The sequence below is a fragment of the Micrococcus sp. iso_26 genome (assembly GCF_056172975.1).
In genome coordinates this window covers 779,350-802,142 of sequence record NZ_CM149652.1, presented here as the reverse complement: position 1 = coordinate 802,142, position 22,793 = coordinate 779,350, and the positions used below count along the sequence as shown (strand labels likewise).

Below are 22,793 nucleotides of genomic sequence, written 5' to 3'. Positions count from 1 at the left end.
AGTGATGCAGTCGACGGGACCGCAGCCTCGTCCCCGGACCACAGGCGGGCGCCGCGACATTGCGGGGGTACCGGTGCGATGCGAGACACGGATGGCGGCATATGGGCGCCGTCGAAGTGTTCGCCGCCAACGATACCAAACGGTGACCCGTGCTCCGTACCGCAGAAGGGGCCCACGGCATGGCCCGCAGCTCCGTGTCTTCGCCCCTCGGGCGGGTCAATCGGCGTAGATCCCGCGGCGGGTCCGGGCGAAGACGAGGACCTCCGCGGCCTGCCAGACGAGGATCGTCACGAGGGCGGCGATCGCCGCCGCGTCCGGCCGGACCCAGTCGGGGCGGGGCAGGACCCCCAGCAGCACCGCGAACACCGCGATCTTGAGCACGAACAGCCCCACGCTGATCGGCAGCGCCGCCTCGCGCGCCCGGTCCCAGACGAGTGCCGTCGTCGCCCCGGTGAGCGCCGAGAGCGCGAGCACCGCGCCGCCGCCCAGCAGGGCGCTCCCGGCCGCCTCCCCGCCGGCGGGGAGCAGCCACGCGGCGCACGTGATCGCCAGGGCAGCCCCCGCCGCGGCCAGGGACCACCCGAGGATCCCCCACCAGCCACGGCGGTTCTCCCAGCGGCGCCGGCGTCGGCGACCTCCCGCCCCGGTCACGCGTCCCCCCGCTCGTCCGGGTGGGCCGCGGCGTCGTTCCGGACCGCGCGACGGCGCTCCACGAGCGGATGCAGGGTGAGGTAGCCGGCTCCGGCCAGGGCCACGGCGAGCACGGGCAGGACGATCCTGTGGTCCACGAAGTTCAGGGACACCGCGCCCCAGGCCACGAGGAACGCCCAGAGCCAGAGCAGCGCGACGGCCTGCGCCTGGGTGTAGCCGCCGTCCACGAGCTTGTGGTGCAGGTGCCCGCGGTCCGCCGAGAAGGGGCTGGTGCCCTTGGCCGTCCGCCGCAGCACGGCCAGGGCGAGGTCCGCGAGCGGCAGTGCGAGGACGGCGACGGGCAGCAGGATCGGCATGTAGGCGGGGACGTTGCGGAAGCGCATCCCGTCCAGGGCGTTCACGTCCGCGGTCACGGCGACCGCGGCCGCGGCCATCAGCAGGCCGATGAGCATGGCCCCCACCTCGCCCATGAAGATGCGGGCCGGGGCCAGGTTCCACGGCAGGAAGCCCACGCACGCGCCGACGAGCAGGGCCATGAGCAGGGTGGCGAGGTTGGCGTAGTCGAACTGGTTGATGGTCCGCGTCAGCAGATACGAGTAGACGAAGAAGGCCGAGCCGCCGATCAGCGCGACGCCCGCCGCCAGGCCGTCCAGACCGTCCACGAAGTTGATCGCGTTCATCGTCAGCACCACGGCGAACACCGTGAGGATGACCTGCGTGGTCTCGTTCCCCACCGGGATCCAGCCCACCGGCATCGCCTCGATGCGGATCCCGCCCAGGGCCACCGCGAGTCCGGCCAGCACCTGGCCGGCCATCTTCACCCACCAGCGCAGGTCCCACATGTCGTCGGCGATGCCCACGACGAGCACGACGGCGACGGCGACCAGGAGCCCGCGCATCGCGGCGTCGTCCGCGTAGATCCCCTGGAGGAACGGCACGACTCCCCCGACGGCGAATCCCACCAGCACGGCCGCGGCCATGGCCACGCCGCCCAGCTTCGGCACGGGGTGCCGGTGCACGTCTCGCTGGCGCAGCGGGGTGAACACGCGCGCGCGCAGCCCCAGCCGGCGCATGAGGGGCGTCAGGGCCCCGCAGGCGACGGCCGTGACCACGACCAGGACGAGATACGCGCGCATGGGGGCCGGTCAGGCCTCCCGGTCGGCGGGGCGCGCCGCGGCGGCGTCGTCGGCCGCGATCCGCTCGGCGGCGACCGGCGGCTCCTCGCCCTCGGCGAGCAGGTCCGGCACCACCGCGCGCAGCTTTTCCAGGGGCACGGAGCCCTGCCGGGCCACCCGGAACGGGGTGACGGTGCAGTCCACGATCGTCGAGGGATCCCGGCTCTCGCGGGGGCCGGCGTCGAGGTAGAGGGCCACGGACTCCCCCAGCATCGAGCGGGCGGCGTCGGCGGTGGTGGCGGCGTCCATGCCGGTGCGGTTCGCGCTGGAGACGGCCATGGGGCCGACGGCGTAGAGCAGCTCGCGGGCCACCGCGTCGTCCGGCACGCGCAGGGCGACGGTGCCGCGGGTCTCGCCGAGGTCCCAGGTCAGCGTGGGCTGGGACTTGAGGATGAGCGTGAGGGCGCCGGGCCAGAAGCGCTCGGCGAGGGCCTCGGCCTCCTCCGGCACGTCGTACGCGAGGCCCGCCATGACGCGGCGGTCCGCGATGAGCACGGGCGGCGGCATGGTGCGGCTGCGGCCCTTGGCGGCCAGCAGCACTGCCACGGCCAGCGGGGAGAACGCGTCCGCTCCGATGCCGTAGACGGTGTCCGTGGGCAGGACCACGCAGCCGCGGTCCGCGAGGACCTCGCGGGCGCGGGCCACGGCATTCTCGAGGGCGGCCGGATCCGAGACGTCGATGAAGTCACTCACGTCGGTCATTCTTCCACCTCCGCGCCCGCCGCGGCGTCGCAGGACCGGCGCGCCGTCAGGAACCGGTCTCGTCCGGTGAGGTCCTGGTGCACGCGGACGCCCGTGAACCGGGGGTCCGCGCCGAGGGTGGCCAGGAGCGCCGGGCCCTGCGTCTCGTGGTGCTCCATGGCGAAGAGGCCGCCCGGGGCGAGCAGGTCCGCCGCCCGGTGCGCGATGGCCCGCGGGACCCGCAGCCCGGGCGCGTCCCCGCCGTAGAGCGCCCGCGCCGGGTCCAGTCGGGCCTCGGGCTGGGCGGGCACCTCGGCCTCGGGAACGTAGGGCGGGTTGCTCACGACGACGTCCACGCGGCCCTCGAGGTCCGGGCATGCGACAAGGGCATCGCCTTGTCGCAGGTCGACCCCGCGCGGGGCGAGGTTCCGCTGGGCCCAGTCGGCCACCGTCGGGTCGAGCTCGACGGCGGTGACGGCGAGTGGGCGGCCCCGTGCCTCGCCCCACGCCGCGACGGCCGCGGCGATCGCGCCGGAGCCGGTGCACAGGTCCACCACCACGCCCGCCGTGGGCCGCACGGCCAGGTCGGCCACGACGGTCTCCACGAGCAGCTCGGTCTCCGGTCGCGGGATGAAGACCCCCGGGCCGACCGCCAGGTCGAGCCCGTGGAAGTGCGCGACGCCGGTCAGGTGCTGGACGGGCTCGCGGGCGGCGCGGCGCCCGACGAGGGTCTCGAACGCCGCCGCCTGCGCGGGCTCGGCCACGGCGCCGGCGAACACCCGGGCCAGCAGCGCGCCGCGGTCGAGGCCGAGCACGTGGGCCAGCAGCAGCTCGGCGTCCACGCGCGGCGAGTCGATGCCCGCCGCGGTCAGGCGGGCGGCGGCGTCGCGCAGCAGCGCGGACCAGGCCGGTGCGCTCACGCGTCCGCGCCCAGCGCGGCGAGCCGGCGCTCCTCGTCGAGGGCGAGGCAGGAGGCGATCACGGCCTCGAGGTCGCCGTCGAGGACCGCGTCGAGGTTGTGCGCCTTGTAGCCGGTGCGGTGGTCCGCGATCCGATTCTCCGGGAAGTTGTAGGTGCGGATGCGTTCCGAGCGGTCCATGGTGCGCACCTGCGCGGCGCGCGCCGCGGAGTCCTCGGCGTCCTGCTCCGCCCGCTGCCGCTCGAGCAGCCGCGACCGCAGCACGCGCAGCGCGGCCTCGCGGTTCTGGATCTGGGACTTCTCGTTCTGCATGGAGACGACGATCCCCGTGGGCAGGTGCGTCAGACGCACCGCGGAGTCGGTCGTGTTGACGGACTGGCCGCCCGGCCCGGAGGAGCGGAAGACGTCCACCTTGAGGTCGTTCGGATCGAGGTGGACCTCGTCCGGGGCATCCACCTCGGGCAGCACGAGCACACCGGCGGCGGAGGTGTGGATGCGGCCCTGGGACTCGGTGACGGGCACGCGCTGCACGCGGTGCACGCCGCCCTCGAACTTGAGCCGGGCGTAGACGCCGTCGGCCGGGTCGGCCGCGCTCCCCCGCACCGCCACGTGGACGTCCTTGTAGCCGCCCAGGTCGGAGTGCGTGGAGGAGAGGACCTCCGTCTTCCAGCCCCGGGACTCGGAGTAGCGCAGGTACATGCGCAGCAGGTCGCCGGCGAACAGGGCCGCCTCCTCGCCGCCCTCGCCGCCCTTGATCTCGAGGATCACGTCGCGGGCGTCGTCGGGGTCGCGCGGGATCAGCAGCCGGCGCAGCCGTTCGGCGGCCTCCGCCTCGGCCGCCTCCAGACCGGGCACCTCGGCCGCGAAGGCCGCCGCGTCGTCGTCGCCGGCCGCGGCCAGCTCCCGCGCGTCGGCCAGCTCCTCCGCGGCCGCCGACCAGGCGCGGTGGGCCGTCACCACGGCGCCGAGCTCGGCGAACCGCCGGTTCAGCCGCCGGGCGAGTGCCGGGTCCTGGTGCACCGCCGGGTCGGACAGGCGCGCCGTCAGCTCGCGATGCTCCGCCAGGAGCCGATCCACGGCCTCGCGCCGCTGGTCCGAATCGAACACGTGCGTGCCTCTCCTCCTCCGGCCTCAACGGGCCGGGCTGTCCGACGCGGACGGCCCCGCCCCGTCCGGCGGAGACGAGCTCCCCCGGGCGGGACGGGGCCGTGCGACGGGACGGTCAGTCGTCGCCCTTGGACCCCAGCGTGGTCTTGGAGACCAGCATGAGGAACTCGGCGTTGGACGCGGTGTCCTTGATCTTGTTGGTGAGCAGGTCGAGGGCCTGCTGCTGCTCGAGGCCGGAGAGCACCCGGCGCAGCTTCCACATGATCTTGACCTCCTCCTGCGAGAGCAGGGCCTCCTCACGGCGGGTGCCGGACGCGTTGACGTCCACCGCCGGGAAGATGCGGCGCTCCGCGAGGTGGCGGGACAGGCGCAGCTCCATGTTGCCGGTGCCCTTGAACTCCTCGAAGATCACCTCGTCCATCCGCGAGCCGGTCTCGACCAGCGCGGTGGCCAGGATGGTCAGCGAGCCGCCGTTCTCGATGTTGCGGGCGGCGCCGAAGAACTTCTTCGGCGGGTACAGCGCCGAGGAGTCAACACCGCCGGAGAGGATGCGGCCCGAGGCCGGGGCGGCCAGGTTGTAGGCGCGGCCCAGGCGGGTCATGGAGTCGAGCAGCACGACGACGTCGCGGCCCATCTCCACGAGGCGCTTGGCGCGCTCGATGGCCAGCTCGGCGAGGGTGGTGTGGTCGTCCGCCGGGCGGTCGAACGTGGAGGCGATGACCTCGCCGTCCACCGACCGCTGCATGTCGGTGACCTCCTCGGGGCGCTCGTCGACGAGCACCATCATGAGGTGGACCTCGGGGTTGTTCGTCTTGATCGCGTTGGCGATCGACTGCAGGATCATCGTCTTGCCGGCCTTGGGCGGGGAGACGATGAGGCCGCGCTGGCCCTTGCCGATGGGGCTGACCAGATCGATCACGCGGGGACCGATCAGCTTGGGATCCGTCTCCAGGCGCAGGCGCTCCTGCGGGTACAGCGGCACGAGCTTGCCGAACTCCACGCGCTGCGGGTGCTCGACGGCGGGCTGACCGTTGACCGAGGAGATCTTCACCAGGGCGTTGAACTTCTGACGGTTGGAGCCGCCGCCGTGGTGCTGCTGCTTCTCGCCGTCGCGCGGGGCGCGGATGGCGCCGACGACGGCGTCGCCCTTGCGCAGACCGTACTTCTTCACCATGGCCAGGGAGACGTAGACGTCATTCGGGCCCGGCAGGTAGCCGGAGGTGCGGACGAACGCGTAGTTGTCCAGCACGTCGAGGATGCCGGCCACGGGCTGCAGGACGTCGTCCTCGGTCAGCTCGGTCTCGTCGACCTCGGGGCCGCCGCGGCCACGGCGGTTGCGGCCGCGCTCGTTGCGGTTGCGGCGGTTGCGACGGTTGCGGCCGCCCTCGTCGTCGCGGTCGTCGCGGCGGCTGCGGTCCCCGCGTCCGCCGTCGCCCCGGCCACCGTCCTCGGACTTGTCGCCGCGCTGCTCGCGCGAGCCGTCGCGGCCGTTCTCACGGTCCCGGTTGTTCTCGCGGCCGTTCTCGCGGTCCCGCCCGTTGCGGCCGTTGCGGCCGCGGCCGTTCTCGCGCCCGTTGTCGTCACGGTCCTCCCGGTCGCCGCGGCGGTCCGCGTCGGCGCCGTCCTCGCCCTGGGCGCCGTCGGAGCGACGGTCCTGACCCTGCTGGGCGTCGTCGTCGCCGGCGCGGCGGCGGCCGCGGGAACGGCGCTCGGACTGCGGGCGGTCCTCGCCCTCGTCGCGGGTCTCGGACCCCCCGGACCGATCCTGGTCCGAGGCGGTCTCCCGGGGGGCCTGCTCGGTCTGGGCCTCGCGGGCCTCGGCCTGGGGCTGCCCGTCCTGGGCGGCGGCCGGAGCGGAGGTGTCGGCGTCGGCGCGGCGCGAGCGGCGGCGGGCCGGGCGCTCGGCGGCCGCGGCGGCGTCCTCTGAGGACGCGGCCGCCGGGGCGGTCTCGGCGGCGGGGGCCGCGGGGGCCTGGGCCGCGCGCTCGGCGGCGTCGCGGTCCGCCACGGAGCCGCCGCGCTGGTGGTCGGAGATCGCGGTCACCAGGTCGGCCTTGCGCATGCGCGAGCCGCCGGCGATGCCGAGCTGGGAGGCCAGGGCCTGGAGCTGGGCGAGCTTGAGCGAGGCCAGGCCACCGCCGTTCGTCGGCGTGGTCTGTTCCGTGGATTCGGTCACGAAGGTTCCTTCTCCCTCGAATGCGGCCCGGCGGCGCGTGGCGCGTCGGGCTGCGGTGTGCATCCGGTCGGGCCGCGCAGCGGCGCCCCAGAAAACCGGGTTTCATGGTGTGAACTCAGCAGTGGCGCCTCCCCTGATCGTGCGCAGTCGCTGCGTGACGGGGCGGAGGCGTCCGGACTCGACCGAGCCGGAGGGGGTCCCGCACGCCGGCCGTGCGCAGCACGGGATGGATCGCGGCGGGGTTCCGGCCGACGGCGCACGGTGCGTCCGGCCGTCACAGGCCCGGGCACCGGAGACCCGGGCCGCGCGAGGCGGTGGGGTCAGCCGTGGTGGAGTGATTCCACCCTAACACCGTCCACGGCCACGCACGGCACCAGCACGCGCCAGGCGGCCGCCCCGTCCGCCGTCAGAGCACGCGCCGCCTCCGCGGCGTGCTCGGCCGCCTGGACGCCGTCGCACAGAGCGAGCACCGTGGGACCCGCGCCGGAGACGACGGCGGCGTGGCCGCGCTCGCGCAGCCCCGCGACCAGTGCGGCGCTGGCCGGCATGGTCACGGCGCGCGGCTCCTGGTGCAGCCAGTCCCGTGTGGCGGCCGGCAGCAGCGCGGGGTCCTCCGCCAGCGCGTGGACGAGCAGCGCGGCACGGCCGGCCTGGGCCGCCGCCACGGCGTGGGGCACCTCGGCGGGCAGCACGCCCCGGGCGACGTGGGTGGACAGCTCGGTGTCCGGGATCGCGACCACCGGCACCACGCGCTCGTGCAGCCGCAGCCGCGCCGTGGCCGGGCCGGGGACGTCGTCACGGGTCCAGGAGACGGTGGCCCCGCCCACGAGCGCGGGGGCGACGTTGTCCGGGTGCCCCTCGAAGCGGGTGGCCGCCTCGAGCAGGTCCGCGGGCGCCCGGCGCAGCGCGGCCGGCAGCAGGGCCTCGGCCGCGGCGTAGGCCGCGACGACGGCGGCCGCGGACGAGCCGAGTCCGCGGGCGTGCGGGATCCGGTTCACGGCGCGCAGGTGCAGCCCCGGCGCGGTGAACCCGCGGTCCCGCAGGTGCTCGTGCGCCAGGCGCAGGATCAGGTGCGCGCCGTCCCGCGGCAGGGTGGCCTCCCCCTCCCCCTCGACCTCCGCGACGTCGGGGCCCGCCACGACCGTGAGCGTCACCTCGTCGCGCAGCTCCAGGGCCAGGCCCATCGAGTCGAAGCCGGGGCCGAGGTTGGCGGAGGTGGCGGGGACGGAGACGGACGCGGCGGTCCCGGGCGCCAGCGGCTGCGGTGCGGCCATGGCTCAGCTCAGGCCGAGGGCCTGGGCGACGGTGACCACGTCGAACGGCACCGAGCGCGGGGTCACGTCGGCGCCGTCGGCGCCGCGCAGGGCCCACTGCGGGTCCTTGAGGCCGTGGCCGGTGACGGTGATGACCCAGCTCTTGCCGGCCGGCACGTTCCCGGCGGCGTGGTGCTTGAGCAGCCCGGCGACGCCGGCGGCGGAGGCGGGCTCGACGAACACGCCCTCCTTCGCGGAGAGCCAGCGATGGGCCTCGAGGATCTCCTCGTCCGTGACGGAGTCGATCATCCCGCCGGACTCGTCGCGGGCGGCCTCGGCCTGCTCCCACGAGGCCGGGTTGCCGATCCGGATGGCGGTGGCGATCGTGTCCGGGTCGGTCACGGGGTGGCCCTGGACGATCGGGGCGGCGCCCGCGGCCTGGAAGCCCCACATCACGGGGGTCTTCGTGGCCACCGCGGGCAGCTCGGCGTCCGAGGCGCCCTCGTGCGGGTTCACGTAGGGGGCGGCGTACTCGCGGTAGCCCTTCCAGTACGCGGTGATGTTGCCCGCGTTGCCCACGGGCAGCAGGTGGTAGTCCGGGGCGTCGCCGAGGGTGTCCACGACCTCGAACGCGCCGGTCTTCTGCCCCTCGATGCGGGCCGGGTTGACGGAGTTCACGAGGAACACGGGGTAGTTCTCGGCCAGCTTGCGGGCCACCTCGAGGCAGTCGTCGAAGTTGCCCTGCACCTGGAGGATCTCCGCGCCGTGGGCCACGGCCTGGGACATCTTGCCCATCGAGATCTTCCCCTCGGGCACGAGCACGGCGCACGTGATCCCGGCCTGCGCGGCGTAGGCCGCCGCCGAGGCGGACGTGTTGCCGGTGGACGCGCAGACGACGGCCTTCGCGCCGTCCTCGACGGCGGCGGTGATCGCCATGGTCATGCCGCGGTCCTTGAAGGAGCCGGTCGGGTTCATGCCCTCGAACTTCACGTGCACGGTGCCCTGCACCAGCTCGGAGAGGTGGGGGGCGTGGATGAGCGGGGTGCCGCCCTCGCCGAGGGTGATCACGCGCGTGTCCTCGGTGACGGGCAGGCGGTCGGCGTACTCGCGGACGACGCCGCGCCACTGGTGGGCCATGGGTCAGTTCCCTTCGACTCGGAGGACGGACGCCACCTCGTGGACGACGTCCAGGGCGGCGAGCGCCCCGACGGTGGCGTCGAGGTCGCGCTGCCGCGCACGGTGGGTGATCAGCCGCAGGGACGCGCCGGGGGCGTCCTCGCGCTCGGACGGGACCTGGCGCAGCGTCTCGATGGAGACGCCGTGCTCCTCGAACACCCCGGCGACGCGGCGCAGCACACCGGGCTGGTCCGCCGCGCGCAGCACGACCATGAAGGAGGTGTGGGCCTCGGCCGGGTCCAGGGCGGGCAGGGCGGTGACGGGGGTGCGCAGGCGCGCCGGGCCGCCGCGCACGATGCGCTGGGCGATCGAGACGACGTCGCCCATCACCGCGGAGGCGGTGGGGGCGCCGCCGGCGCCGGGACCGTAGAACATGAGCTCGCCGGCGTTGTCGGCCTCCACGAAGACGGCGTTGAACGCCCCGCGCACGGAGGCCAGCGGGTGCTCCCGCGGCAGCAGGGTGGGGTGCACGCGCAGGACCGCGCCCTCGGCGCCGTCGGCGGCGCGGCCGCGCTCGGCGATCGCCAGCAGCTTGATGACGTAGCCCGCCTCCGCGGCGGCGGCGTTGTCCTCGGCCGTGATCGCGGTGATGCCCGCGACGGCCACCTGGTCCAGTGTGTACGGCGCACCGAACGCGATGGTCGCCAGGATCGCGGCCTTCGCGGCGGCGTCGTGGCCCTCGACGTCGGCGGTCGGGTCGGCCTCGGCGTAGCCGAGCCGCTGGGCCTCGGCGAGGGCGTCGTCGAAGTCCGCCCCCTCGGAGTCCATCCGGTCGAGGATGAAGTTGGTGGTGCCGTTGGCGATGCCCATCACGCGGGTGACGCGGTCGCCGCCCAGGGAGTCGCGCAGCGGGCGCAGGATCGGGATGGCGCCGGCGACGGCGGCCTCGAAGCTGAGCTGCGCGCCGGTGGCGGCGGCCGCGGCGTACAGCTCCTCGCCGTGCTGGGCCAGCAGTGCCTTGTTGCCGGTCACCACGGACGTGCCGGCGGCCAGGGCGCGCAGGATCAGGGTGCGGGCCGGCTCGATGCCGCCCATCAGCTCGATGACGACGTCCGCGCCGTCCACGAGCGCCTCGGCGTCGGTCGTGTAGAGCGCCGGGTCCGCCTGCCAGTCGCGCGTCGCGCCCGTGTCCCGCACCGCGATGCCCGTGAGCTCGAGGTCGGCGCCCACGCGGTCCCGCAGGATGTCGGCGTCCTCGGTGAGGATCCGGGCGGTCTGGGACCCCACGGTCCCGCCGCCCAGCAGGGCGACCTTGAGTGCGGTGGGGGCGTCGGTGTGCTGGGGCATGGTCCTCCGTGATCCAGGGTGGGTCGGGCCCGCGCGACCGCGCGGCCCGGCTGGCCTCGAATCTAGCGCGGCGCCCCGGCCCGTCCCACCGCGCGACACTCGGTGTCCGCAGAGCGGGACGGACCCACCCGGGCTCGAGGCCGGCGGCCGGGTGCGCCGCGCCCGCGTCCTCAGCGGGCGAGGCGCGGATCGGCCTCGCGGGCGAACAGGTCCTCCTGCGTCTCGCGACGGATGATCACCCGCGCCTGCCCGCCGGAGACCGCGACGACGGCCGGGCGGGCCAGCGCGTTGTAGTTCGAGGACATCACGTGCGTGTACGCGCCCGTGGCCGGCACGGCCAGCAGGTCGCCGCGGCCCAGGTCGGCCGGCAGGTACACGTCGCGGACCAGGATGTCGCCGGACTCACAGTGCTTGCCCACCACACGGGAGAGCGCCGGCTCGGCCTCCGAGGTGCGGCGCGCGGAGACGGCGGTGTAGTCGGCGTCGTAGAGCACGGGACGCGGGTTGTCGGACATGCCGCCGTCCACGGCGACGTAGCGGCGGGCCGCGGTGCCGCCGTCGGGGGCGTCCGCGTCCACGGTCTTGGTCACCCCGACCGTGTAGAGGGTCAGCCCCGCGGGGCCCGAGATGGCCCGCCCCGGCTCGAGCGAGACCCGCGGGCACCTCAGGCCGAGGCGCTCGACGGTCTTCTGGACGTCGTCGGCGAGGGCGTCGGCGATCTCCGCGGCCGGGCGCGGCTCGTCCACGGCCGTGTAGGCGATGCCGTGGCCGCCGCCGAGGTCGAGCTCGGCCAGCTCCACTCCGTGCTCGGCCTTGATCTCGGCGAGGAACTCGAGCACGCGTCCGGCCGCCAGCCCGAAGCCCTCGGCCTCGAAGATCTGGGACCCGATGTGGCAGTGCACGCCCAGCAGGTCGATCGACTCGGCCGCCAGGGCCGCGGCCACGGCGACGGCGGCCGGCGAGCGGCCGGCCACGTTGCCGTCCCGGTCGGTGGACGCCGGGGCCAGGGAGAGCCCGAACTTCTGGTCCTCGTGCGCGGTGGCGATGAAGTCGTGGGTGTGCGCGTGCACGCCCGGGGTCAGCCGGAGCATCACGGGGGCGCGGCGGCCGGCCTCGGCCGCGAGCGCGGCCAGGTGGGTGAGCTCGTCGAGCGAGTCCACGATGATCCGGCCCACGCCCGCCTCGAGGGCGGTGCGCAGCTCGGCGTCCGACTTGTTGTTGCCGTGCAGGCCGATGTGGGCGGGGTCGACGCCGGCGGCCAGCGCGATCGCCAGCTCGCCGCCGGAGGCGGTGTCCACGCGCAGGCCCTCCTCGGCCGCCCAGCGGGCGGTGGAGAGGGTGAGCATGGACTTGCCGGCGTAGTAGACGTCCGCTCCCCCGCACAGGTCGGCGAACGCGGCGTCGAAGCCCTCGCGGAACGCGCGGGCGCGGGCGCGGAAGTCGTCCTCGTCCACCACGAGCAGCGGCGTGCCGAACTCCGCGGCGAGCGCGCTCGCGCGCAGGCCCTGGACGGTGAGCTCGCCGTCGGCGGCGCGGTCCACGCCGGCGGCCCACAGGCCGGGCACGAGCGCGTCCGGGTCCCCCGGCGCGGGGAGCCAGGCGGGGGCGAGCGGGGAGGCGGGGGCGGGCTGCGGCGTCGTCATCCGGGCGCTCACATCTTCTCCGGGGCGGTCACGCCGAGCAGGCCGAGGCCGTTGGCCAGCACCTGGGCGGTGGCGTCGTTGAGCCACAGGCGGGTGCGGTTGAGGGTCTCGACGGGACGCGGCGTCCCGTCGTCGGTGGGCATGGGCACGATTCGGCAGGCTGCGTACCACGAGTGGTAGGCCCCGGCGATCACCTCGAGGTGGCGGGCCACGCGGTGGGGCTCGCGCAGGCGCGCCGCCGCGCCGACGACGGCCGGGAACTCCGCCAGCTGGGCCAGCAGCTCCGACTCGGTGGCGTGGGTGAGCAGGGCGGCGTCGAACTCGGAGCGGTCCACGCCGTGGGCCTGCGCGGTGCGCGCCGCGCCGGAGGCGCGGGCGTGGGCGTACTGCACGTAGTAGACGGGGTTGTCGTTCGTGGTGGAGCGCAGCAGCTCGGGGTCGATCGTCAGGGGCGAGTCCGCGGGGTAGCGGGCCAGGTCGTAGCGCAGGGCGTCGCGGCCGAGCCACTCCACGAGGTCCTTGAGCTCGATGATGTTGCCGGCGCGCTTGGAGAGCTTCGCGCCGTTGACCGAGATGAGCTGGCCGATGAGGATCTCGATGTTCGTCGCCGGGTCGTCGCCGGCGGCGGCGGCGATCGCCTTGAGGCGGTTCACGTAGCCGTGGTGGTCGGCGCCGAGCAGGTACACCTTCTCCTCGAAGCCGCGGTCGCGCTTGTGGAGGTAGTACGCGGCGTCGGCGGCGAAGTAGGTGGGCTCGCCGTTGGCGCGGATGAGCACGCGGTCCTTGTCGTCGCCGAAGTCCGTGGTCTTGAGCCACACCGCGCCCTCGCGGTCCTCGACGTGGCCCTGCGCGCGCAGCCGCTGCACGGCCTGCTCGATCGCGCCGGAGTCGTGGAGCGTCTGCTCCGAGGTGAACACGTCGAAGTGCACGTCGAAGGCGGCGAGCGTGTTTTTAATGTCCTGCATCTGGAGCCGGTACGCGGCCTCGCGGACCACCGGGCGGGCGGCCTCGTCCGTCAGCTCGCGCACGTCCGGGTGCTCGAGGGCGACGGCGTCGGCCAGCTCCTGCACGTACGCGCCCGGGTAGCCGCCCGCGGGGACGTCGCGGCCGTGCAGGCGGGCGAGGACCGAGTCGGCGAACACGTTCATCTGGTTGCCGGCGTCGTTGACGTAGTACTCGGCGGTGACGTCCGCGCCGGAGGCGCGCAGGAGGCGGGCGATCGCGTCGCCCAGCGCGGCCCAGCGGGTGTGTCCGATGTGCAGCGGGCCGGTGGGGTTGGCGGAGACGAACTCCATGTTCACGGTGTGCCCGGCCAGGGCGTCGTTGCGGCCGTACTCCGGGCCGGCCTCGACGATCTCGCGGGCCAGGGCGCCGGCCGAGGCCGCGTCCAGGGTGACGTTGAGAAAGCCGGGGCCGGCGACGTCGACGGCGGCGATGCCCGGCTTGTCGGTCAGGCGCTCGGCTACGAGCCCGGCGAGGTCGCGCGGGGCCATCCCGGCCTTCTTGCCCAGCTGGAGGGCGACGTTGGTGGCCCAGTCGCCGTGCTCGCGGCTGCGGGGTCGCTCCACCTTCACGCGCGCGGGGGTGATCTCCTCCCGCAGCGCGGCGGGGAGGTCACCGGCATCGACGGCGTCGGTGAGGACAGCGGACAGCAGGGCGGAGAGGTCTTCGGGCTTCACCCGCGCAAGTCTACGGAAGGGCCGCCGCGCCCGTGCGCGTGCGAACGAACCCTGCGAGATGGCCCCTCCGGCCCGCGGTGGGGGCCATCTCGCAGGGTTCGTCGGGGTGGGGGGGTCAGGCGGGCCAGGCGGCGAGGCCGCCGGCGAGGGACAGGACGCGCCCGCCGGCGCTCGGGTCGGCCCCGACGACGGCGTCCCGCGCCCGGGCCGAGCGGGCTCCGGCGGCGCAGTAGACCACCAGGACGCGGTCCTGCCCGGGCGCGTGGGCCGCCGGCTCCGCGAGGACGGCCTCGAGCGGGACGTGTCGATCGGCCACCGCCGCGGGGGCCTCGACGCGGCGCAGGCGGCGCTCCCAGTCCTCGCGGACGTCGAGCAGGGTGAGGGACGCGGCCCGGGCGGGGTCGGCGAGCAGGGCGGCCAGCGCGGCGGGGGCGATCTCCCCGCCCGCGGCGCCGCACGCCTCCGCCGAGCCGGGGGCGCCGGCGTCGTCCGGGCGGGGGGCCTGGTCCGCGTGGGCGGACAGGTCCGTCACGGGGGTCCGCTCGGGGTCGGGCACGAGCCGCAGCTCACGGAAGCGCATCGTCAGGGCGTCCACGGAGAGCAGCCGCCCGACCAGGGGCTCGCCCACCCCGGAGAGCAGCTTGATCGCCTCGGCCGCCATGAGGGAGCCGATGATCCCGGGCAGCACCCCGAGCACCCCGGCCTGCGCGCACGAGGGCACCTCGCCGGGTTCGGGACGCTCCGGGAACACGTCCCGGTACAGCGGCCCGCCCGGGGCGAACACGCTCACCTGCCCCGCGAACCGCAGGATCGCGCCCCACACCACGGGCACGCCGGCGATCTCGCACGCGTCGGCCACGAGGTAGCGGGTCGCGTAGTTGTCCGTGCCGTCGAGCACGAGGTCCACGGCGCCGACCCGCTCGAGCGCGTTGGCCGCGGTCAGGCGTTCGCGGTGCTCGACCACGCGCACCTCGGGGTGCAGGCCGCGCATCGTCGCGGCGGCGGAGGCGGTCTTGGGGCGGCCGAGGTCCGCCTCGGCGTGGATCACCTGGCGGTGCAGGTTGGAACGGTCCACCACGTCGTCGTCGATCACGTGGACCTCCCCCACGCCCGCGGCGGCGAGGTAGGTCAGCACGGGCGCCCCGAGGCCGCCGGCGCCGACCACGAGGACGCGGGAGCGCAGCAGCGCCAGCTGGGCCTCTGGGCCGAAGCCGTCCAGGCTCAGGTGGCGGGCGAAGCGCTCCAGCTGGGTGTCGGACAGCGCGGTGAGGTCGCGGGGCTCGCGGGCGGCGGGGTCCAGGGCGGCGGTCACCGCTCGTCCTCCTCGGCCGTGACCCGCCCGGCCATCGGCGAGGAGGCCAGGGCGTGCTCGCGGCGCGGGATGCGCCCGGCACGGCGGGCGTGGAAGCCCGCCTCGAGCGCGAGCCGGCACGCGTGGGCCATGCGGGCGGGCTCGGCGGCGCGCGTGATCGCCGAGGCGGCGAGCACGGCGTCGCAGCCGGCCTCCATCGCCAGGGCGACGTCCGAGGCGGTGCCCACGCCGGCGTCGAGCACGATCGGCACGGAGGCGCGGGAGACGATCAGCTCCAGGTGTGCGCGGTTGAGGATGCCCAGCCCCGAGCCGATCGGCGAGCCCAGCGGCATGACGGCGGCGGCGCCGGCCTGCTCGAGGCGCAGCGCCATGGCGGGGTCGTCCGAGGTGTAGGCCAGGACGGTGAAGCCGTCGGCGGCGAGCCGCTCGGTGGCCTCGAGGGTCTCGACGACGTCGGGCAGCAGGGTGCGCTCGTCGGCGATGACCTCGACCTTCACGAGGTCGGTCTCGAGCGCCTCCCGGCCGAGCCGGGCGGTGAGCACGGCGTCCCGGGCGGTGTAGCACCCGGCGGTGTTGGGCAGCACGTCGATACCGAGGCGGTCCAGCAGCGCGACCAGGCCGTCACGGGTGTCCGCGGACCAGCGGCGCAGCGCCACGGTGGTGAGCGTGGTGCCGGAGGCGACGAGGGCGCCCTCCAGGGCGGTGAGGTCGGTGATGCCGCCCGTGCCCATGATGAGCCGGGAGGCCAGGTCGTAGCCGCCGATCCGCAGCGGCGGGATCGCGGGGGCGGCGGGCGGGGTGCGGTGCTCGGCCATCGCTCAGCCCCCCTGCACCGCGGTGACGACGTCGACCTCGTCCCCGGCGGCCAGCGCCCGGGTGGCCCAGGCCGACCGGGGCACGACCTCGCCGCCGACCGCCACGGCCACGCCGAGCCGCCGCCCATCCGCGGCGGCGCCGTCCTCGCCGATCGCGCGCCCGGTGACGTGCGCGACGACGTCGCGGACGGTGGCCACGGCCAGCTCGGCGGGCTCTCCGTTGAGGGTCAGGGTGAGGGTGCTCATGCGATCTCCTTCAGGCGGGCGTGCAGCAGCTCGAGGATCCGCCCGGCCGCCCAGGGGGCGAGCAGGATCCCGTGACGGTGGAAGCCGGTGGCGACGACGGCGCCCGGGGCCTCGGGCACGGTAAGCACGCGCGGGGCGTCGTCGGGGGTGCCGGGGCGGGCGGCGGTGGTGATCTCGACCAGCTCGCACTCGCGGACGGCGGGCAGGATCGCGGCGGCGTCGGCGAGCAGGTCCAGCACGGCCCCGGCGGAGGTGCCGGCCAGGCCGTCCTCGCGGGCCGAGGCGCCGACCACGAGGGTGCCGTCCGCGCGGGGCACGAGGTAGACCTGGCGCCCGTGGACGAGGCCGCGGACGGTGCGGGTGATCAGGTGCGACTCCCCCGGCAGCAGCTGCTCGGGGCGCACCCGCAGACGCAGCACGTCGCCGTGGACGGGGCGCAGCGGGACCTCGACGGCGGTGGCCGCGCCGCCGATCCCGCGGTGGCCCAGGCCCGCGGCGAGGACCGCGCCGTCGGCGGTGAGGACGCCCCCGTCGGCCAGCGTGAGGCGCACCCCCTCGCCCTCCGGGCCGGCGGCGGTGACGCGTCCGGCCACGAACCGGGCGGCGGGTCCGGCGCCGACCGGGAGCGGGCCGCCGTCGGGTCCGGTCTCGGCGCGCAGGGCGGCGACGCAGGCGGCGGCGAGCCGTCGCGGGTCCACCTGATGGTCGTCCGGGGCGTCGAAGCCGGCGGCCAGGCCCGGGGCCAGGGCGGGCTCGGCGCGGCGCAGCGCGCGGACGGAGACGGGCTCGACCCGGCGACCGAGGATCGAGGCGTGCTCGAGCACGTGGTCCCAGGCGCGGGCGTCCGAGGGGTCCGCGGCCACGATCCAGGCGCCCTGTGCGAGGAAGCCCGTCTCCACATCGGTGAAGGCGGCGAGCAGGTCCACGAGGGCCGGGTAGGCCTCCCAGCCGGCCTGCAGCAGCGGGGCGAGGTCGTCCTGGCTGAACTGGGTCTCGGCGAGCGGCGCGAGCATCCCCGCCGCGGCGTGGGTGGCCCCGGCCACGGCGTGCGGGCGCCCGGCGGCGTCCAGCTCGGGGGCGATCAGGGTGACGGCGTGGCCTGCGGCACGCAGACGCACGGCGGCGGTGAGGCCGATGATCCCGGCCCCGACGACGGCCACGTGCACGGACCGGTCCTCCTCACGGCGGCATGACCCGCATCGAGTGGTGATGGTCGGCCGCGCCGGCGCGGTGCGCCCCTGCGGCCCTCTCAGCCCGGCGTGTGCGGCCCGGGCTCCCATGGAACAGCGGCCAGTCTGCCACAGTGGGCGCATGCACTCCCCCGATCCGCTCCTGATGACCGCGGCCGGCCGCGACGACGGCGGCACCGGCCCCGGCGCGCGCCGCCGCGCCCGCCTCGCCGCCTCCCGGCTGTACGTCTGCACCGACCTGCAGCGGTTCCTGCGCCCGGACGGCACGCTCGACACGGCCGCGTTCGCCGACTTCTGCGCGGCGGCGTTCCGCGGCGGAGTAGACGTGATCCAGGTGCGGGACAAGGCCGTGGACGTGGCGGTCGAGCTGGCCGCGTTCGCCACGCTCGTCCCGCTGGCCCGGGAGCACGGGGCGCTCTCGGCCGCCAACGACCGCGCCGACGTCGCCGCCCTGGCCGGGGTGGACGTGTTCCACACGGGCCAGACCGACCTGACCACCGCGCAGTGCCGCGCCCTGCTGGGCCCGGACGTGGTGCTCGGCCGCTCGTGCCACACCGAGGCGCAGGTGCGCGGCGCCCGCGCGGAGGACGGCCTGGACTACTTCTGCACGGGGCCGGTGTGGGCGACGCCCACGAAGCCGGGCCGGGCCGCCGTCGGACTGGAACTGCCGACCCTCGCCGCACGCCTGGACGCGGAGGACCCGGCGGGGGCGCGGCCGTGGTTCGCCATCGGCGGCGTCGACGCGGACCGGCTGCCCGAGGTCCGCGCGGCCGGGGCGGAACGGATCGTGGTGGTCCGCGCCGTGACGCAGGCCGAGGACCCCGAGGCCGCGGCCCGGACCCTGCGCGCGGGCCTGCCCGGCTGACGCGCCCCGCGGGGAGGTCACGGACGGGCCGTCCTGATGGTGTAGAGTCGACGAGTCCGCAACGCGCTCGACGCGTCGCGACCCCCGCCTCCGTAGCTCAGGGGATAGAGCGTCTGCCTCCGGAGCAGAAGGCCGCAGGTTCGAATCCTGCCGGGGGCACGAGCGAACAGAGCCGGACCCCCGTGGCGACACGGTGGTCCGGCTCTTCTGCGTTCTGCGGACCCGGACGCTCGAGCGGAGCGGGAGGTCCGGGTCACCGGCATTCGAGGCGGGAAATCGACCTCATAGGACGTCCCGAGGTGCGTATTCGCCGGATTTCCCGCCTCGAACGTGTCGAAGCCCGGAGGTCCCGCCCTCAGCCCCGCTGCGCATGACCGTGGTCGACGGGCCCGTGCCACGTCGGCCGCGAGGCGTCCCCGACCGCGAGCGCCTCCCCCGCCCGCATCGCGTCGGCCAGCCACGGCTTGGCCCGCTCGAGTGCGTCGTCCCAGCTCAGGCCCGCCCCGGCCAGCGTGGCCAGGGCCGAGGAGAGGGTGCAGCCGGTGCCGTGCGAGGCGCGGGTCGTCACGCGCGGGCCGCGCACCTCGTGCACGGCCCCGCCCACGCGCACGACGGCGTCCGGCACCTCCGCCGCTGCGGCCTCGGGCGCCTCGGTCTCGTCCAGGTGCCCGCCCTTGAGCAGCACCGTCACCCCGTGCTCGGCGGCCAGGCCCCGCGCCGCGTCGAGGGCGGCGTCCCAGCCCGTCGCGTCCCGCCCGGTCAGCCGGGCCAGCTCGGGCAGGTTGGGTGTCACCAGGTGCGCCACCCGCAGCAGCCGGGCCCACGCGGCGCGCCCGTCGTCGTCGCCGACCGCGGTGAGGGCGTCCCCGCTCGAGGCCACCATGACCGGGTCCAGCACGACGACGGCGGGCCGGGTCTCCTCGAGCCAGCCGGCGACGGCCCGCATGAGCTCCACCGTGCCGAGCATGCCGATCTTCACGGCGTCCACGGCGATGTCGGCGGCGACCGAGTCGAGCTGGGCGCGCACCACGTCCACCGGCAGCGGGTGGACGGCCTGCACGCCCTGCGTGTTCTGGGCGGTGATCGCGGTGATCGCGGTCATCCCGTAGCCGCCCCACGCGGCGATGGTCTTCAGGTCGGCCTGGACACCGGCGCCGCCGCCGGAGTCGGAGCCGGCGATGCTGAGCACACGGGGGACGGCGGAGGTCATGCGGGGGCTCCTTCGGGTCGGGGCGGATCGGCCGCCCGGGCCGGGCCGATCCCGCCCATGAGAATGTAGTCGCATGTCCCACGTCACAGAGAGCTCTCCCGCGCACCCCGGCCGAGCCGAGGAGTCGGCGCCGCTGCGGCCGACCTCCCCGCTCGGGATCGCCGCCACGTTCATCGGCACCACCATCGGCGCCGGGTACGCCTCGGGCAACGAGATCCTGCAGTACTTCGTGAGCTTCGGCCTCTGGGGCGGCACGGGGGCGCTCGTGATCGCCGGCGCGCTGTTCTTCCTGCTCGCGGTGATCGTGCTGCGGCTGGCGCAGAAGCTGCGGACCACGGACATCCACCGGATCGTGAACCCCACGACGTCGCGCGTGCCCACCTGGTTCGCGGACCTGTCCATCACCACGTCCCTGCTGGGGACGCTGGTGATCATGCTGGCCGGGGCCGGGGCGGCGGTGCACACCGCGTTCGGGCTGCCCTCGCTCGTGGGCTCGCTGGTGATGGCCACCGTCTGCGTGGTCTCGGTGCTGGCCGGCATCACGGGCCTCGTGCGCGTCCAGGCCGTGGTGGTCCCCCTGATCATCGTGGTCGCCGTCGGCGTCGCGGTGTGGGGGTTGGCGAACCCGGGGGCCGCGGTGGACGACGTCGCCGCGCTCGTGACCTCGTCCCCGCTGATCAACCAGTGGTGGCTCTCGGGCGTGCTGTACGTGGCCTTCAACATCCAGCTGGCCTACGCGGTGCTCGCCCCGATCGGCGAGGAGAGCTCCTCGTCGGGCCGCTCCCTCGTCGCCGGGGCCGGGCTCGGGGCCCTGGGCCTCGTGGTGATGGCCGGCGCGGTGATGGCCGCGATGACCGCCCACGCCCAGCTGATCGGCCGCGCCGAGCTGCCCATGGTCGAGCTGGCCGCGATGATCGGCGGCTGGGCCGCCCTGCTGTACACGGTCGTCCTGCTGCTGGCGCAGTTCACGACGGCGGTCTCGTGCCTGTACGGCGGGGTGGAGCGCATCGCCCTGCTGTCCTCGATGCGCCGCGTGCCGGGCTGGGTCATCGCCGTCGTCACGGCCCTGGCCGCCACCCTGCTCTCGAGCGTCGGCTTCTCCGACCTCGTGGGCACCGTCTACCCCGTCCTCGGCTACGCCGGCCTCGTCATCATCGTGATGCTGGTCGTGACGTGGATCGTCGAGCGCTCCACGGTACGCCGCCGGGCGGCCCGCGCGGCGCGCGCCTGAGCGCCCGGCCGCATGGCCGGACGGCGGACGGTGAGGCGCCGCGGGGGACGTGCTAGGGTCGCTCGCATCCCACGGGAGCCCCACGGCACGGGGCTGAGACCGGGCTGACGCCGCCCGGAGACCGTCTGAACCTGTCCGGGTCATTCCGGCGAAGGAAGAAGGAGCAGCGGCCATGTCCGTTTCCGAGCGCACCCCCCTGCCCGCAGCCGAGTCGACGGCCGAGGTCGTCGCCGAGGAGAACTACCCCACGCACCGTCTGGGATGGCTCGAGGACGCCGAGCACGGCATCCGCGTGCCCGTCACCGAGGTCCACCAGGACGACTCCCCCGACGGCACGCCCAACGCGCCCCTGACCGTCTACCGCACCATGGGCCCGGGCTCCGTGCCCGAGCGCGGCCTGCCGGCCCAGCGCGCCGAGTGGATCCGCGCCCGCGGCGACGTCGAGGAGTACGAGGGCCGCGAGCGCGACCTGCTCGACGACGGCCGCTCGGCCGTGCGCCGCGGCGCCGCCTCACAGGAGTGGGCCGGCGAGCGCCGCCCCCCGCTGCGCGCCAAGGAGGGCGCGCGCGTCACCCAGATGCACTACGCCCGGCGCGGCGAGATCACCCCGGAGATGCGCTACGTCGCCCTGCGCGAGGGCGTGGACGTGGAGCTGGTGCGCTCCGAGGTCGCGGCCGGCCGCGCCATCATCCCGGCGAACGTGAACCACCCCGAGTCGGAGCCGATGATCATCGGCAAGGCGTTCGCCGTGAAGGTCAACGCGAACATCGGCAACTCGGCGGTGACGTCGTCGATCGCCGAGGAGGTCTCGAAGCTGCAGTGGGCCACCCGCTGGGGCGCGGACACCGTGATGGACCTGTCCACGGGCGACGACATCCACACCACCCGCGAGTGGATCCTGCGCAACTCCCCGGTGCCGATCGGCACCGTGCCGATCTACCAGGCCCTCGAGAAGGTCGGCGGCGACCACCAGGCCCTGACCTGGGAGATCTTCCGCGACACCGTGATCGAGCAGTGCGAGCAGGGCGTGGACTACATGACCGTGCACGCCGGCGTGCTGCTGCGCCACGTGCCGCTGTCCGCGGACCGCGTGACCGGCATCGTCTCCCGCGGCGGCTCGATCATGGCCGGCTGGTGCCTGGGCCACCACAAGGAGAACTTCCTCTACGAGAACTACGACGAGCTCTGCGAGATCTTCGCGCGCTACGACGTCGCGTTCTCCCTGGGCGACGGCCTGCGGCCGGGCTCCGTGGCGGACGCCAACGACGCCGCCCAGTTCGCCGAGCTCGACACGCTCGCCGAGCTGACGGAGCGGGCGTGGGCGTACGACGTCCAGGTCATGGTGGAGGGCCCCGGCCACATCCCGCTGCACCTGGTGCGGGAGAACGTGGAGCGCCAGCAGGAGCTGTGCAAGGGCGCCCCGTTCTACACGCTCGGCCCCCTCGTCACGGACATCGCCCCGGCGTACGACCACATCACCTCGGCCATCGGCGCCACCGAGATCGCCCGCTACGGCACCGCGATGCTCTGCTACGTCACGCCCAAGGAGCACCTGGGCCTGCCGGACCGGGACGACGTGAAGACGGGCGTGATCACCTACAAGATCGCCGCGCACGCCGCCGACGTCGCCAAGGGCCACCCCGGCGCCCGCGACCGCGACGACGCCCTGTCCAAGGCGCGCTTCGAGTTCCGCTGGCGCGACCAGTTCGGCCTCGGCCTGGACCCGCAGCTCGCCGAGGAGTACCACGACGAGACGCTGCCGGCCGAGCCCGCCAAGACCGCCCACTTCTGCTCGATGTGCGGGCCGAAGTTCTGCTCCATGCGCATCAGCCAGGACATCCGCAGCGAATTCGGCGGCGCGTCCGAGCAGGCGCGGATCGCCGAGGCCGGCATGGCCGCCAAGTCCGCGGAGTTCCGGGCCGCCGGCGGGTCCGTGTACCTGCCCGAGCCGAGTCTGCGCCGGCCCGAGGGGGACGCGGTGCTCGCGAGGGACTGAGCGGCCCGTGCCGCGGCGCGGGGGCCAGGGTGCCGGCCTTGAGCACCTCCCCCGCGCGCGGCGCGAGCCTGCCCTCGCCGGTCGGCCTGCCCTGGGCGCGCTCCCGGCTGGCGTGGCCCCGACCGCGGTCGCCCCCAGCATCTCCCCCCCTCGCCGCACGTGCCGCTGCGGGCCGGGCGGC

The 22,793-nt window shown here is 75.3% G+C and carries 19 protein-coding genes and 1 tRNA gene; 4 read left to right on the top strand and 16 right to left on the bottom strand.

Annotation, left to right across the window (positions count from 1 at the left end; all coding sequences use genetic code 11):
- Positions 1 to 216: 216 nt before the first annotated feature.
- The 15 genes from AC0VX0_RS03705 to AC0VX0_RS03635 form a co-directional block, all read right to left on the bottom strand.
- The gene (locus tag AC0VX0_RS03705; protein ID WP_221848317.1) at positions 217 to 651 is read right to left on the bottom strand and encodes a hypothetical protein; all 435 of its coding nucleotides are present in this window, start codon (positions 649 to 651) and stop codon (positions 217 to 219) included.
- A complete protein-coding gene (locus tag AC0VX0_RS03700; RefSeq protein ID WP_060775726.1) occupies positions 648 to 1,787 on the bottom strand; it encodes an MraY family glycosyltransferase in 1,140 nt (379 codons plus the stop codon). The genes AC0VX0_RS03705 and AC0VX0_RS03700 overlap by 4 nt, the downstream gene beginning before the upstream one ends.
- Positions 1,788 to 1,796: 9 nt before the next feature.
- On the bottom strand, positions 1,797 to 2,528 hold the full coding sequence (locus tag AC0VX0_RS03695) for an L-threonylcarbamoyladenylate synthase (protein ID WP_221848316.1): 732 nt from the start codon (positions 2,526 to 2,528) through the stop codon (positions 1,797 to 1,799).
- On the bottom strand, positions 2,525 to 3,427 hold the full coding sequence (prmC, locus tag AC0VX0_RS03690; RefSeq protein ID WP_221848314.1) for a peptide chain release factor N(5)-glutamine methyltransferase: 903 nt from the start codon (positions 3,425 to 3,427) through the stop codon (positions 2,525 to 2,527). Before prmC ends, AC0VX0_RS03695 begins: the two co-directional genes overlap by 4 nt.
- Positions 3,424 to 4,533 (bottom strand): peptide chain release factor 1, encoded by a 1,110-nt coding sequence (prfA, locus tag AC0VX0_RS03685; protein WP_285140181.1) that lies wholly within the window; start codon positions 4,531 to 4,533, stop codon positions 3,424 to 3,426. Before prfA ends, prmC begins: the two co-directional genes overlap by 4 nt.
- A 115-nt stretch (positions 4,534 to 4,648) precedes the next feature.
- Positions 4,649 to 6,709: a transcription termination factor Rho gene (gene rho, locus AC0VX0_RS03680; RefSeq protein WP_336633747.1), complete on the bottom strand. Its 2,061-nt coding sequence runs from the start codon at positions 6,707 to 6,709 to the stop codon at positions 4,649 to 4,651.
- A gap of 320 nt (positions 6,710 to 7,029) precedes the next feature.
- Complete coding sequence (thrB, locus tag AC0VX0_RS03675; protein ID WP_135039733.1) at positions 7,030 to 7,983, bottom strand: homoserine kinase; 954 nt, start codon at positions 7,981 to 7,983, stop codon at positions 7,030 to 7,032.
- Positions 7,984 to 7,986: 3 nt separating this feature from the next.
- The gene (gene thrC, locus AC0VX0_RS03670; RefSeq protein ID WP_135039734.1) at positions 7,987 to 9,099 is read right to left on the bottom strand and encodes a threonine synthase; all 1,113 of its coding nucleotides are present in this window, start codon (positions 9,097 to 9,099) and stop codon (positions 7,987 to 7,989) included.
- Positions 9,100 to 9,102: 3 nt separating this feature from the next.
- A complete protein-coding gene (locus tag AC0VX0_RS03665) occupies positions 9,103 to 10,425 on the bottom strand; it encodes a homoserine dehydrogenase (protein WP_049147165.1) in 1,323 nt (440 codons plus the stop codon).
- Between the two features lie 170 nt (positions 10,426 to 10,595).
- A complete protein-coding gene (gene lysA, locus AC0VX0_RS03660; protein WP_221848106.1) occupies positions 10,596 to 12,068 on the bottom strand; it encodes a diaminopimelate decarboxylase in 1,473 nt (490 codons plus the stop codon).
- Positions 12,069 to 12,076: 8 nt separating this feature from the next.
- Complete coding sequence (gene argS, locus AC0VX0_RS03655; protein WP_069942038.1) at positions 12,077 to 13,747, bottom strand: arginine--tRNA ligase; 1,671 nt, start codon at positions 13,745 to 13,747, stop codon at positions 12,077 to 12,079.
- A 115-nt stretch (positions 13,748 to 13,862) separates the two neighbouring features.
- Positions 13,863 to 15,059 carry a molybdopterin-synthase adenylyltransferase MoeB gene (moeB, locus tag AC0VX0_RS03650; RefSeq protein ID WP_073115749.1) on the bottom strand — a complete coding sequence of 399 codons (1,197 nt, stop codon included), beginning with the start codon at positions 15,057 to 15,059 and terminating at the stop codon, positions 13,863 to 13,865.
- A complete protein-coding gene (locus tag AC0VX0_RS03645; RefSeq protein ID WP_036316581.1) occupies positions 15,056 to 15,874 on the bottom strand; it encodes a thiazole synthase in 819 nt (272 codons plus the stop codon). The genes moeB and AC0VX0_RS03645 overlap by 4 nt, the downstream gene beginning before the upstream one ends.
- A 3-nt stretch (positions 15,875 to 15,877) precedes the next feature.
- Positions 15,878 to 16,120 (bottom strand): sulfur carrier protein ThiS, encoded by a 243-nt coding sequence (gene thiS, locus AC0VX0_RS03640; RefSeq protein WP_036381688.1) that lies wholly within the window; start codon positions 16,118 to 16,120, stop codon positions 15,878 to 15,880.
- Positions 16,117 to 17,286 carry an FAD-dependent oxidoreductase gene (locus tag AC0VX0_RS03635; protein WP_073115808.1) on the bottom strand — a complete coding sequence of 390 codons (1,170 nt, stop codon included), beginning with the start codon at positions 17,284 to 17,286 and terminating at the stop codon, positions 16,117 to 16,119. The genes thiS and AC0VX0_RS03635 overlap by 4 nt, the downstream gene beginning before the upstream one ends.
- A 145-nt stretch (positions 17,287 to 17,431) precedes the next feature.
- Here AC0VX0_RS03635 and thiE point away from each other — a divergent pair, with 145 nt between their 5' ends.
- Positions 17,432 to 18,175 (top strand): thiamine phosphate synthase, encoded by a 744-nt coding sequence (gene thiE, locus AC0VX0_RS03630; protein ID WP_036316591.1) that lies wholly within the window; start codon positions 17,432 to 17,434, stop codon positions 18,173 to 18,175.
- Between the two features lie 86 nt (positions 18,176 to 18,261).
- Positions 18,262 to 18,334 (top strand) — tRNA-Arg (locus AC0VX0_RS03625).
- Between the two features lie 196 nt (positions 18,335 to 18,530).
- Here the strand turns inward: AC0VX0_RS03625 and thiD are convergent.
- Positions 18,531 to 19,385, bottom strand: a complete 855-nt coding sequence (gene thiD, locus AC0VX0_RS03620; protein WP_336638590.1) for a bifunctional hydroxymethylpyrimidine kinase/phosphomethylpyrimidine kinase — start codon at positions 19,383 to 19,385, stop codon at positions 18,531 to 18,533.
- 73 nt (positions 19,386 to 19,458) lie between these two features.
- Here thiD and AC0VX0_RS03615 point away from each other — a divergent pair, with 73 nt between their 5' ends.
- Both AC0VX0_RS03615 and thiC read left to right on the top strand, forming a co-directional pair.
- Entirely contained in the window at positions 19,459 to 20,616 is a 1,158-nt protein-coding gene (locus AC0VX0_RS03615) for a YkvI family membrane protein (protein WP_044659217.1), read from the top strand.
- Between the two features lie 172 nt (positions 20,617 to 20,788).
- Positions 20,789 to 22,612, top strand: a complete 1,824-nt coding sequence (thiC, locus tag AC0VX0_RS03610) for a phosphomethylpyrimidine synthase ThiC (protein WP_144879087.1) — start codon at positions 20,789 to 20,791, stop codon at positions 22,610 to 22,612.
- Positions 22,613 to 22,793: the final 181 nt, after the last annotated feature.